The organism is Siphonobacter curvatus (assembly GCF_002943425.1).
Classification (GTDB): Bacteria; Bacteroidota; Bacteroidia; order Cytophagales; family Spirosomataceae; genus Siphonobacter; species Siphonobacter curvatus.
In genome coordinates this window covers 93,655-106,280 of sequence record NZ_PTRA01000008.1, presented here as the reverse complement: position 1 = coordinate 106,280, position 12,626 = coordinate 93,655, and the positions used below count along the sequence as shown (strand labels likewise).

14 protein-coding genes are annotated in these 12,626 nt (G+C 48.2%); 1 reads left to right on the top strand and 13 read right to left on the bottom strand.

What is annotated here, in order from left to right:
* The first annotated feature begins 79 nt into the window (after positions 1–79).
* Positions 80–1,537 carry a M20/M25/M40 family metallo-hydrolase gene (locus C5O19_RS24070; RefSeq protein WP_104715917.1) on the top strand — a complete coding sequence of 486 codons (1,458 nt, stop codon included), beginning with the start codon at positions 80–82 and terminating at the stop codon, positions 1,535–1,537.
* Between the two features lie 94 nt (positions 1,538–1,631).
* On the opposite strand, the gene C5O19_RS24065 is transcribed toward C5O19_RS24070, so the two are convergent.
* The 13 genes from C5O19_RS24065 to C5O19_RS24005 all read right to left on the bottom strand — a co-directional run bounded on the left by C5O19_RS24065 (position 1,632) and on the right by C5O19_RS24005 (position 12,500).
* Positions 1,632–2,183, bottom strand: coding sequence for a hypothetical protein (locus tag C5O19_RS24065; RefSeq protein ID WP_104715916.1), 552 nt, complete (start codon positions 2,181–2,183; stop codon positions 1,632–1,634).
* Positions 2,180–2,929 carry a porin family protein gene (locus tag C5O19_RS24060; protein ID WP_104715915.1) on the bottom strand — a complete coding sequence of 250 codons (750 nt, stop codon included), beginning with the start codon at positions 2,927–2,929 and terminating at the stop codon, positions 2,180–2,182. The genes C5O19_RS24065 and C5O19_RS24060 overlap by 4 nt, the downstream gene beginning before the upstream one ends.
* Before the next feature lie 8 nt (positions 2,930–2,937).
* Positions 2,938–4,263 carry an LVIVD repeat-containing protein gene (locus C5O19_RS24055; RefSeq protein WP_104715914.1) on the bottom strand — a complete coding sequence of 442 codons (1,326 nt, stop codon included), beginning with the start codon at positions 4,261–4,263 and terminating at the stop codon, positions 2,938–2,940.
* Between the two features lie 126 nt (positions 4,264–4,389).
* Positions 4,390–4,773 (bottom strand): hypothetical protein, encoded by a 384-nt coding sequence (locus tag C5O19_RS24050; protein ID WP_104715913.1) that lies wholly within the window; start codon positions 4,771–4,773, stop codon positions 4,390–4,392.
* A 196-nt stretch (positions 4,774–4,969) separates the two neighbouring features.
* Positions 4,970–5,629 carry a phosphatidylserine decarboxylase family protein gene (locus tag C5O19_RS24045; protein WP_104715912.1) on the bottom strand — a complete coding sequence of 220 codons (660 nt, stop codon included), beginning with the start codon at positions 5,627–5,629 and terminating at the stop codon, positions 4,970–4,972.
* A gap of 136 nt (positions 5,630–5,765) precedes the next feature.
* Positions 5,766–6,113, bottom strand: coding sequence for a protease inhibitor I42 family protein (locus tag C5O19_RS24040; RefSeq protein ID WP_104715911.1), 348 nt, complete (start codon positions 6,111–6,113; stop codon positions 5,766–5,768).
* Positions 6,113–6,811: a molybdopterin-dependent oxidoreductase gene (locus C5O19_RS24035; protein WP_104715910.1), complete on the bottom strand. Its 699-nt coding sequence runs from the start codon at positions 6,809–6,811 to the stop codon at positions 6,113–6,115. The genes C5O19_RS24040 and C5O19_RS24035 overlap by 1 nt, the downstream gene beginning before the upstream one ends.
* A gap of 99 nt (positions 6,812–6,910) precedes the next feature.
* Positions 6,911–8,839 (bottom strand): 1-deoxy-D-xylulose-5-phosphate synthase, encoded by a 1,929-nt coding sequence (gene dxs, locus C5O19_RS24030; RefSeq protein ID WP_104715909.1) that lies wholly within the window; start codon positions 8,837–8,839, stop codon positions 6,911–6,913.
* A 228-nt stretch (positions 8,840–9,067) separates the two neighbouring features.
* On the bottom strand, positions 9,068–9,973 hold the full coding sequence (locus C5O19_RS24025) for a rhomboid family protein (RefSeq protein WP_094813073.1): 906 nt from the start codon (positions 9,971–9,973) through the stop codon (positions 9,068–9,070).
* A 100-nt stretch (positions 9,974–10,073) separates the two neighbouring features.
* On the bottom strand, positions 10,074–10,856 hold the full coding sequence (locus C5O19_RS24020; RefSeq protein WP_104715908.1) for a rhomboid family intramembrane serine protease: 783 nt from the start codon (positions 10,854–10,856) through the stop codon (positions 10,074–10,076).
* 73 nt (positions 10,857–10,929) lie between these two features.
* Complete coding sequence (gene nth / locus C5O19_RS24015) at positions 10,930–11,604, bottom strand: endonuclease III (RefSeq protein WP_104715907.1); 675 nt, start codon at positions 11,602–11,604, stop codon at positions 10,930–10,932.
* 70 nt (positions 11,605–11,674) lie between these two features.
* The gene (locus C5O19_RS24010) at positions 11,675–11,926 is read right to left on the bottom strand and encodes a hypothetical protein (protein WP_104715906.1); all 252 of its coding nucleotides are present in this window, start codon (positions 11,924–11,926) and stop codon (positions 11,675–11,677) included.
* Entirely contained in the window at positions 11,901–12,500 is a 600-nt protein-coding gene (locus C5O19_RS24005; RefSeq protein ID WP_104715905.1) for an RNA polymerase sigma factor, read from the bottom strand. Before C5O19_RS24005 ends, C5O19_RS24010 begins: the two co-directional genes overlap by 26 nt.
* Positions 12,501–12,626: the final 126 nt, after the last annotated feature.

The following is a 12,626-nucleotide window of genomic DNA, read 5'->3' as shown; positions in this document are numbered from 1 at the left end:
AGTGAACTTTCCTATCCGCAAGCACGGTTTTTGTCACAAGCCTACTCTCATTCCTTAACGATTGAACTGTATACCCACGATGAAATCCCCTTTATACCGCTACGCCTTGGTCGCAGTGGTGCTGGCTTGTCTCACCTCAACTCTTCTTCCCGATGAGCTTGGTAGCGTATTTAGCCGAATCAATAGTGAAGTTGACGAGCGTTCTCAGGCTTACGAGAAACTGGGTGAGGCTACTCGTTTAATCGGACATCGGCTTACGGGTAGTCCTAACGGGCAAAAAGCGGAAACCTATGCGTACGATCTACTCAGAAGTTACGGCTTTCGTGACGTGTCTTACCAGCCTTTCGATCTGGAAGCCTGGAGTCGTGATACGGTAACCCTGGCCATTGCTCCCCGCAAAAGCGACAATTTTCAGGACATTCCCGTCGTAGCTCTGGCTCATTCCCCTCTGGAGGCAAATGTAAGTGCGGATCTTGTTGACGTTGGCAATGGTCTGGAAGCCGATTTTGAAGCTCAGAAAGCCCGCATCTCGGGTCGGGTGGTATTGACTAACCTTGGATTACTGGGAGCCGCTCCAGGAACGAAAAATCTGCACCGCTCGGAAAAAACAGCTCTAGCCACTCGGTACGGAGCCGCGGGTATTGTGATGGTGAATACCGTTCCGGGAAATGTACTGCTAACGGGTACTGCTTCCGTAACCGGTTCGTTGATTCCCATTCCAGCCGTTTGTATTTCGCTGGAAAGCGGTCAGCGGATTCGGGAATGGATGACGGAAGAAAAACTCATGGCTCTGGTTGAGATGCGAAACCACAGTCGGAAGGTACAGGCCCGAAACATCGTAGCGACACTCAAGGGAAGAAGTAAAGATAAAATCGTCATCGGAGCCCACCTCGACAGCTGGGATCTGGCTACGGGAGCTATTGACAACGGCCTGGGATCCTTTGCGATTATGGACATTGCCCGTACGCTGAAAAAACTCAACCTGAAGCCCCGCCGGACGATAGAGTTCGTTTTATTCATGGGTGAAGAGCAGGGATTGCTAGGATCTAAAGCCTACGTGAAGACCGCCAAACAGACCAATACGCTGGACCGCATTCAATACATGATTAATCTGGATATGACCAATCAGCCTTCCGGGATGAATATTTCTGGCTGGGACGCCATGGAAGCTTTTTGCAACCAGATAGGCACTCAGATTCAGGCCGTAGAGCCCAACTATAAAAATGAAATCATGAATCGGGCCGGTTTACATTCCGATCATCAGCCTTTTATGCTGGAAGGTATTCCGACGCTAACGCCGCTAGGTCATTTACCACCAACGGTAGGTCGTACCTACCACACCAATCTGGATACGTTTGATAAAGTGGATAAAGAAGGCTTGCGTAATACGGTTCGCTACACGGCCATGATGTTGTACGCCCTGGCGAATGCACCCGAACTACCCGCTCGTAAACTTACTTTTGAACAAACGAAAGCGTTTCTGGAAAAACAGGGTTTGAAGGACGAACTTATGCTCGGCAAAGAATGGCGCTGGTAAGCAATACAAAACCCGGAGCAAAGACTCCGGGCTTGTTCGCCTTAACACCAAATAAAAAGTCAACAGGAACCGGCGTAAACCGGCTCTTTTCGATTCAAAAGCTCATTCCCATTCGCATCGAGAAGCGATTGTACGCATAATCATAGTATACGCCTTCGCCGTAGCCGTTTTCGGTACCGCTGGATAACAACTGACGTTTGTACCCTACACTCCAGCTCAAACTCGAACCGCCTCCCGTAGCAAAGCGTAAGCCCAAAGCCGGGTTCAGGTGAAGACCGCCTCGCTTATAGGAAAGCGTGTTGTTTTTGATCAGCCCAGTCATGCCCTTGCCGACGTCAATAGCGTAAAAAGGCGTCACTTTTTGATTTTTCAGGAAATCGCCCCGTAACCCGAGCGATAGCGGTACAATCATTTGCGTTCGATACGCATCCACGCCGACCGTGAGTCCTACGGCCAAAGCGGGAATGAATCGGTATCCGTTAAAAGTCAGTGCTGAAAAACTGGCTTTGCTTATGGCCGGCTGGTTGTTGAACGCTACCCGGCCCAGTAATATACCCATCTCCGTATGGTTCGTATACCCCCGGCGTTGGTTCACCTGAGCATACACGGAGCTACTCAACAGGATAAAGAATAGAATTTGCTTCATAAGGGTAAGTAGTAAAGAACAGAGGCCTGAAAGAATTCCATACGACCCCGTTGCTTTCCGGTCATGGTGGGACTAACCACATTTAACAAACCCGTCTGGTACCGAATTTCCAAGCCTACCTGCTGACCAAACCATTCGCCCTGCGTACCCAGGCCCAGAAGGCCGCCGAAATCCGTCTGTCGGTAGGTTTCATTCCGGTTATACGTGTATTCGTAAAATGTAGGCAGACTGGACCTCCAGGGTTCGTCAATTCTTCCTTTTTCCAAAGCCTTTAATTGATACGCTATTTGTAGTCCTGCGAATCCATAGAGCCGCCAGCGGGGACTCAGGGACTGACTGTATTCGGCCACTAGGGGCAGGCTGATGAGATCCCGGAGGAAACGAATCGGTGGACCGTAGGCGATCTGTTTCATTGGCGTATTTCGCAATGGATCAATTCTTCCCCCGGCTTGTTCGTAATTCAGCTCCGTACGAAAGGCCCAGTGCGTACTCAACCGATGCCGCCAGCCCAAACCGCCCATAAATCCGGATTGAAATCTACGTCCTAGAAAGTTGGTTGCGTAGGTCGTTTTAGGCGGCCAACTGCCAGGATTTATCATTTCATTACTCGTCCAGAGTTGCGTTTTTGAAGACGCACTTTCTCCCGTAAAGTGCGATCGGCTCAAGCCGCCGCGTAGGTACAACTGATTCGTCTGCCCCTGAGCAAACCCAGTAGTTAGCAGTACTAGCCACACTAAATGTTTCATAAGGCTAATTAGAGGTCTTTACGTCGTACGGGAATTTTGCTTATCAGTTTGGGATTGTTTCGATTGCTGTAATCGTACTGATAGAAACCATCCTTTCCAATCAGCATCAGCACTTGGGTACTGAGCGGAATTACGTCGTACGCATCCATGCCCTTGAAGTGGTTGAGCAATTTCTTATCCAGTTGTAAAGGATCACTCACATCATAGCTTTTCAGGCCGTACTTGCCTTCGCAAACGAACAGGGTTGGGTGATCCACGCCCAGTCCGTAAGGCTCCTGCATGGGAAAGCTTTTCAGTAGTTTTGGGCTATACATGTTCGAGACGTCGATTACATCCAGTTGATTGTTCTGGGCCGGTCCACACATTGCACTGCCCTGCTGAGCCCGTAAGGTCACAAAAGCATACGTATCGTGTACTACCACCGGATCGCAGGCTCGCACGTGGCTTAGCGTAGATACGCGAACGGGATTATTCGGATCGGCATTGGAAAGAATGTGCATACCCGTTGTAGAACCTACGTACAGGCGGTCTTTATACGGATAGATGGTTTCAATGCCCCAGCCTAGCGTAACGACATTGCCCTTTTGCGGATTTTTAGGTTGCGTAATGTCGAAAAGCTGCATATGCTGGTTCGTAACGGCGTACAGAATATTATTCACAATGGCAAAACGAGCCATTGAGCCACCCGTACCACTGCCCTGACCTCCTCCGGAACTTTTACTATCGGAATACATGGAAGACGAAGCGAAATTCATCCAGCCGCCCCAACCCCCTGGATTCGTTGTATTGCCTTCGCAGTCCGTTTCCGTCACCTGAGTGACTAGGTTAGGGGTATAATCGATAATCGTCGTAGCCTCCTGCTGCGTGTTTCCCCAATTCACCGCGTTTGTAGACCAGCTAATTCCTTCTACCATACCGCTCTGAAAAGCATTCGTAATCCGTTGCAGTTGGAGCGGTTGCCGGGGATTGGAGATATCAAAAACCAGGAAGTCCGTATAACTGTCGGCATACAGCGTGTTTCCTTTCACTGCCATATCGGCATTACCCAAAATACGAATAAAGGATACATTGACGGGGTGGGCCGGGTCCGTATTGTCAATGATGTGAATTCCCTTTTTTACTTCATTGATGAAGAGGAAGTTATCCTTGGCGTAGATTTTGCCAGGATTTTCTAAACCCGTAGCTTCCTGAATGGCTACCCCATTCTGGCGTAATTCACTCAAGGAAACCTGAAAGGGAGAAAGCTGGCGGTATACACGGGTTTGCTGGCACTGGTCTTCACAGGAGCTAAGGCCAAACGCCGCCAGAATACATACGAGTAGAGGCTTTTTCATCGAGTAGTCGTAGGATATAAGGTGAATGAAGGGTTAAAGACGCGACGATCCGGGTTGCTCCAGCAGGAACAGCCGATTACTACTTCTTTATTGGATGATTTCCGGTTTACCTTACCTACCTGTCAATCAGTCCTTTACTGTATATGGTAGGCATTGCCCATCGATGCAGTCTACCGTTACCGGAGTTACCTGTACGCAATCCGAGATTTTTCCTTCCCGGGTATTTACTTCTTTTTCTAACTCATTGTAGCTCTGTACTTTCTCTTCCAATCGGGCCACGTCGGCGGCTTTTAATGAATACACCAGATATTTCCAGGGGCCACCGCAGGGTTTGCTACCAAAGGCAATACTACCGCACACTCGCTCGTTCTGACAGGCTTTGTCCTGAATAAAGGCCAGGATCTCCTGCTCCATTCCACGAAGTCGCTCGCTGTCATCCCGGTAAATTTTCTCTTTTTCACAGGATACTAACACCAGCAAGAGCCCTCCCAGAGCGAGTATGCGTTTCATAACTATTCATTTTAAAAATTGGCTTTTACAGGAAAGGTATACTAAGGACCCTCTTGAAGACCAGAAAGTTGGAAAGGCAAAAAAGTTTTTTCAAAAAAGTTTACTTAAAAAACGTTAAGACCCCGACTTTTCAGGCATAAGCACAAAAAAAGAGCAGCCTAAAGCTGCTCTTTAGAGGAATATATGAAAAGCGAAACTAGGCTAGCTCGGCAATTACCGTTTGACCAGACACGGGTTTATCGCCTAGTTTAACCAGAATCTTAGCGTCTAAGGGGAGAAAAATATCCACCCGGCTACCGAACTTGATGAAGCCAAATTCTTCGCCCTGCGTGACCGCGTCGCCTTCTTTTACGTACCAGCAAATGCGGCGGGCCAAAGCTCCGGCAATCTGACGAAACATAACTTCTACGCCGGATTCATGCCGCACCACGATGGTCGTACGTTCGTTTTCCGTTGAGGACTTGGGATGCCAGGCTACCAGGTATTTTCCGGGATGATACTTGAAAAAGGAGACCATACCGGAAAGCGGGCTACGATTCACGTGCACATTAATCGGCGACATAAAGATACTTACCTGTCGGCGGGGACCGTTGAAATACTCCGTTTCAACCGTTTCTTCAATCACTACTACTTTTCCGTCCGCCGGGGCAATAATATGCTTGGAATCCTGAACCGTTTTACGGCGGGGGCTTCTGAAAAACTGTAAAATGATTAAGTAGACAATGATACTCACCACGATCACGACCTGACGGGTCAAAGTCTGGGCTGGAAATAGGTAGGCAATCGTAGCATTAATGGCCAGCAAGATGGCCAGAGCCAGGGACAACGTAGCAATACCTTCTCGGTGGATGGTCATAGGGCTAAATCTTGAGAAACTTTGACTGTCTGGGCTTTCGTACGCCCTTTAACAGCGAATCAGCTTTTTTTCTTAGGTATACCCGAGCCAAAGCGGCTCGGTTGGGGCCGCAAGGTACGAAAAATAGCACGATTCCTTAATGTACGGTAATCAGATAATGAACCGTACGAGCGGGCTTTTGCTTAGGGTCGGAGGGGACGTAGTTAAGAATCCACAGCGTCGTTCCTTGGCGTAAGCCCTTAACCGTATAGATCTGTTCACCGCCAGCACCGGGGCGAGGTGGCTTATTGGCCTGATACTTACTGGTAATCTTCACGATGCTTGAGTCGCTCAACGCGTAGGTCCATTGATGACCCATCTCAGGGTTACTTCCCAGACGAATTTCACGGCTATTTCCTACCCCCAATGTCAATCTACCCGGACCCTGAGCCCAGGCTCCTACACTCAGGAGCAGTAAGGCTCCCATCAGGCTCCAGTATTTCATCAGCTATAACGGTCGTTACGCCAGGGATAGGCCGTATTGGAATATCCCCGCTCTTCCCAAAAACCTAGTTTATTTTGCGGTAAAAACTGAATTCGTTTGATCCACTTCGATCCTTTCCAGGCGTACAGCTGGGGCGTAATCATCCGGGCTGGACCACCGTGTTCAAGGGCGAGCGGTTCGTCGTATACGGTATGTGCTAGCAATACGTCGGGTTTCAGAGCTTCTTCCAACGAAACGTTCGTGGTGTAGGTATCGTAGCCGTAGCACAACAGATGCGTAGCCGTTTCCTTGGGTTGTACCAGAGCCGCCAGATCCATGAGCCGAACGCCTTTCCAGACCATGTCCAGCTTCGACCAGGTTGTTACGCAGTGAAAATCGGAAGTATCCTCGGTTTGCGGCAACGCCATGAAATCCTCCCATTTCAGTACGACGGGATGTTCTACTTCACCGTCGATAGTCAATCGCCAGCGATCCAGTGAAATGTCGGGATGATAACCTAAATCCAGTACGGGCCACTTTTGCGTAATGGTTTGTCCAACGGGGACTTGCGGCATCCCGTGGCGATTCGTTGGACCCTTTCCCTGGGGCCGCTCGTCAGCGATGGACGGCGTATTGTTCATGCGTTCTTCGAATCGGGCTTTGAGTTTCATCCGGGCCTCGATGATACGCTCCAGTTTTTCGTCGGGTGACTGTTCCATGGCAGTTGAGCTTCTTCTACTTCAAATGTATTAAATACCAAGTAAAAAGCCCATTCCTAAGGAACGGGCTTTCACAGCATTTTACTAATTTCTTATCGATTAGACTAAAGTCAAAACCGCCAGTTCGCGTACCGCCCGGGCGATTCCCTCGGGATCAAACCCACATTCCCGGTGCAGTTCAAGTTGTTCTCCGTGTTCAACGATGCGATCCGGAATACCCAGTCGTTTTACTTTAGCCGTATACCCATGTTCCGTCATAAATTCCACCACTGCAGAACCCATACCTCCCATCAGACAGCCATCTTCTACCGTAATGACTTTATCAAACTTCTGGAACACTTCATGTAACAGAGCTTCGTCTAACGGCTTCACAAAACGCAGATCGTAATGAGCGGGGGTCAATCCCTCTTTTTCGAGCAGTTGGCAGGCATTAGGTACGTAATTACCAATCGGCCCGATGGTCAGAATCGCAACTTCTTCGCCATCTTGTACCTTACGACCTTTACCGATTTCGATCAGTTCGAAGGGCGTACGCCAGTCGGGCATCACGCCTTCGCCCCGGGGATACCGGATCGTGATGGATTGAGTACCGGATTGTACCCTGTCACTTTGAGCCGTGTACATCAGGTTGCGTAGCTCTTGCTCGTTCATGGGAGAGGCTACGATCATATTCGGAATACAACGCATAAAAGCGATGTCGTAGGCTCCGTGGTGCGTTGGTCCGTCGGCTCCGGCAAAACCAGCCCGGTCCAGACAGAAAACGACGGGTAACTCCTGAATACAAACGTCGTGTACAACCTGATCATAGGCCCGCTGCATGAAAGTACTGTAGATGTTACAGAATACCGTCAGGCCTTGGGTAGCCATACCCGCTGAAAACGTAACCGCGTGCTGTTCCGCAATGCCCACATCGAAAGCCCGTTCGGGCATGGCCTTCATCATGATATTCATAGAAGAACCACTCGGCATGGCGGGGGTCACGCCTACGATTTTAGCATTCTGTTCCGCCAGTTCCACCAGCGTATTACCAAATACTTCCTGGTATTTCGGTGGCTGGGGTTTCTCGTATACTTTCTTGAAAATCTCCCCGGTAATCTTATCAAATTTTCCGGGAGCGTGCCACTTGGTCTGATCCTTTTCCGCCGGACCGTATCCTTTGCCCTTAACGGTTACGCAGTGCAGAATTTTGGGCCCCGGAATGGCTTTCAGATCCGAGAAAATTTCTGTCAGATGATCGACATCATGCCCGTCTACGGGACCGAAATACCGTAAATTCAGGGATTCGAAAAGATTACTCTGATGCAGTAGCGTCGCTTTAAGGCCATTTTCGATCTTCGAAACGATCTCCTGAGCAGTCCGTCCGAAATTACTCATTTTACCGAGCAGGTTCCAGATTTCATCTTTGACCCGATTGTAGGTATGAGACGTAGTAATATCCGTCAGATAATCCTTTAAAGCTCCTACATTCGGATCGATACTCATGCAATTGTCATTGAGAACAATCAGCAAATTCGTATCCTTCAGCGAACCTGCGTGGTTCATGGCCTCGAAGGCCATACCCCCCGTCAGAGCCCCATCGCCAATAATGGCTACGTGCTGCTGTTGGGTATTACCGTTGTGCAAGGCTCCAACCGACATGCCCAAGGCCGCTGAAATCGACGTAGATGAGTGACCTACGCCAAAGGCATCATAAGGACTTTCCTTACGTTTGGGAAAACCCGAAAGCCCCCCGTAGAAACGGTTGGTATGAAAGCGATTGCGGCGACCGGTAAGAATTTTATGGCCGTAAGCCTGGTGCCCAACGTCAAAAACAATCTGATCTTCGGGCGTATGCAGGGCGTAGTGCAGGGCTACCGTGAGCTCTACCACCCCTAAGCTAGCTCCAAAGTGTCCGCCGTAGACGGAGACATTATCAACAATGAATTGACGTAACTCCTGGCAGACCTGAACCAATTGCGATTTATCCAACTTCCGCAATTCCTCAGGGGTGTCAATTTGAGCTAGCAAAGGACCAGGCGTAATAAGCATTGCATAAGGGGATTCAGGAACTGAATGAGTTACTCGTTAGCACTCGCTCATTCCATGATTCATAGATGAACTGTGAGTCTTAAACCCTTGAAAGTCACGAAATGTTTCGTAGGCTAACGTGGGTTTTGGTAAAAACGAGGACAAAGGTACGGTAAAAACCGGTTAGGTGCCGTATAATCCTTCGTATCCCTCATTGAAAAACCCCTCGGTAGGCGAGGGGTGCTTCCTTTAATTCTTCTGACTGGCTTTGTAAAGCTTCTGCTTTTCTTCCCGCGTAAGACTTTCATAACCGGATTTCGAAATCTTATCCAGAATCGCGTCTATTTCTTCATCGCCGGGATAATCTTCCGTAGTCGTGCTATACGTCGTAAAGCTCGTCCGCGTTTGTGAACGGTACTTGACCTGCATCGTTGGTCGCGGTTCGCGGGCGAACAGGCGTTTGAAAAAATCCAGTACGGCTTCGACGGGTTGGCCCAGATCAATACCCCGACGTAGCATTCGGATGTACAAATAACCAAATAAAGCTCCACTCAGGTGAGCAATGTTTCCGCCCGCATTGGTACCGGGAATCTGGGCGAAAGAAACGATTACGCAGAAGGCTGCAATGTATTTAATCCGAACGGGACCGATAATCAGTACGTGGAATGTATAGTTTGGTAAGAGTGTGGCCGCACCAAGCATTACGGCGTATACGGCTCCCGAAGCTCCAATGTTTAGTTCTTCCAGATTGGCCTGAAAATAAGGAACTACGTTGTATAAGGTCAGATAGATCAATCCACCAAAAATACCACCCAGCAGGTAAATACTCACCAACCGACGGCTCCCTAGATACTCCTGTACCAATTGACCAAACCAGAAGAGAAACAGCATATTAAATAAAATATGCAGTACCTGCTGATGGACAAAGCAGTACGTTAGTAGGGTCCAGGGTTTATACAGAATGTGGCCCAGATTAGGTTTCATCGCTATCTGGTCGAGAATCATCCCGTAGATACCGGGTTTTCCGGCCAGACTAAAGCTTACCTGAATTACTAACAAAACCAAGAATACAAAAACGTTGATCAGAATCAACTGAATCAACCCATTGTCTCTTCTGGAAAAAGCCTCCTTGATATCGTCGACAAAGCCGCTCATAGCTAAAAAATAGCGTTAATAGTTCCCATGGTTACCCTATACTTAGTTATGAAAGCTAACGCATACGGCTCCTGTAAATCTTAAAAAAAATAATGCCTGATCAATAGAAATTTTTCCGTTGCCCGGCCCAGTACCGAATTAAAATAAAAGCAAAAAGCATTCCGCCGATGTGAGCGAAGTGTGCCACGTTATCGCCGGGAGTGCGGTGTAAACCAGAGTATAACTCAAATATTCCATATAAAGCTACAAAATATTTAGCCTTGATTGGAAAGGGAATGAACAACAAAAACAACGTAGTATTGGGGAACAACATTCCAAAGGCCATTAGTAATCCGAAAATAGCTCCGGAAGCCCCTACCATCGGAGCATTTAACGCTAAGCTCACGTACTGCTTCGTCAAATAAATACACTGATTTTGGTACAGAGCCACGTCCGGATTTTCCAGATACCGTCGTACTTCAGGTATTGAATTGAGCCTTGGAGCGTAATCGTTCACAAAACCTACGAAGTTTGTGGGATCGGGGTCTTGAATAAACAACAGAGCCGCTTCTTTCAACTGACTTATCTCATAGTAGTTGATTCCCGAATACAGTAGGCCTGCTCCAATGCCCGTAAATAGATAAAAAAAGGTAAATCGTTTGGTACCCCACAATTGCTCCAGTCCTGGACCAAACATAATCAGGGCGAACATGTTACTGAAAATATGCCCCAGATTGCCGTGCAGGAACATGTGGGAAACCATCTGAATCGGATTGAAAAGCGGAGAACTGAAATTATGCAGTCCTAACCATTCATCCAGATTGGGTACTAACAGGTTCTGAGCAGCAAATACCGCTACATTAAGAATCAGGATAATTCGTACGGCCGGTGTAAGATTGAACATAGGATGTATTCGTACGCTTGTAGATAAATCGGACTTCGGCAAAAGTGCACAAAAAACCGTTCTCCTTCAGCAATTATTCGTTTAACTTCCTTCCGCCAGGTACCAGCAGGAGATTTTTCTGAAAGTACTGACAAAATTCCGTCAGCGGGCATTCTAAACACTTGGGCGAACGGGCTACGCAAACGTATCGTCCGTGCAGAATCAGCCAGTGATGAGCCCTCGGTACCAGATCCTTGGCAATGTACTTCATCAGCTCTTTTTCAACGGCTAAAGGCGTCGTAGCCGTCTTGCTGACCAGCCCTATCCGGTGCGATACCCGAAATACGTGCGTATCGACCGCCATGGTTGGCTGATTATAAATAACCGAGGCAATCACATTCGCCGTCTTCCGACCCACGCCCGGCATTTTCTGTAAATCTTCAATCCGGACGGGTACTTCTGAACCAAATTCTTCGACCAGTATCCTTGCCATTCCAACCAAATGTTTGGCCTTATTGTTTGGATACGAAATGGATCGAATGTACGTAAAGACCTCATCGGGCGTGGCCAAGGCTAACAGTTCAGGCGTCGGAAACCGCTCGAACAGGGCAGGCGTCACGAGATTGACGCGTTTGTCGGTACACTGAGCCGATAAGATTACGGATACCAGCAACTCGTAAGGATTCCGGTAACTCAGCTCGGTTTCGGGCTGCGGGAAGTGTTCGGTAAAATACGCCAATACACCAGCGTAGCGTTCTTTCTTAGTCATAAGCAAAAAAACCCCGACTCCCGAAGAGAGAGGGGGTACGCGAAGATAATAAAAAACCAATCCCGCTGAATCAGTATGATTCCTGACGGGATTGGTTCTTCTGGCGACTCGCTCGCGAGTATTCCAGAATAGTATCCGTAACGCGGGTGGATGGCTGCAGCTCTACTTTGTTTAATCCGGCTTTCAGGTCCATAATATCCAGATAGAAGAGCAGTAACTCATGGTCGTGCATGAGCAGTTCTTCGATCTGCTGGTTTTCTTCCGTGCTTGTTTCTTCGTATGCGTACCGAAGAATGTCATTTTGTGTAAAGGTTTGTATCATACGTCCGAACGTGTTTACTCATCATTTTCCGTAAGTTAATGAGAGCATAACGCATACGGCCTAAGGCGGTGTTAATACTAACGCCCGTGGCGTCAGCAATCTCCTGGAAACTCATGTCTTCGTAATGCCGCATAACCAGCACTTCGCGTTGTGGCTCGGGAAGCCGCGTAATGAGTTCCTTCAGGTGTTCATACGTTTCTTTTCGGATGGTAGCCGCCTCAATGGAGTCGTCTGCAAATTCCAGCGTATTAAACACATTGCTGCCGTCCTCGAACACCACTTCAGGGTAGCGTTTCTCCCGGCGGAAGTAATCAATAGCGAGGTTGTGTGCGATTCGAATGATCCAGGGAAGGAATTTACCTTCTTCGTTGTACTTACCCGATTGCAGCGTATCTACGGCCTTGATAAAGGTATCCTGCGTAAGATCTTCTGCAACGAATGAATCCTTAACGATGAGGTAAATAGTCGTGTAAACCTTCGATTTATAGCGATTGACTAAATGTTCAAAGGCACGCTCATTTCCACGGATGTACAGCGAAACCAGCTCACTGTCGCTAAATTGGACTTTTGCCATTTACTTTCCAGTTTAGTTAACGTAAAGCTGTGCTTCATGTAGTATCTCCTATCCGTGTTTTTTTTATTGTAGCATTCAAAATTAATCTCTTCCAGCAAAATACCAAAAACGCCAAGCCGTGTCTGA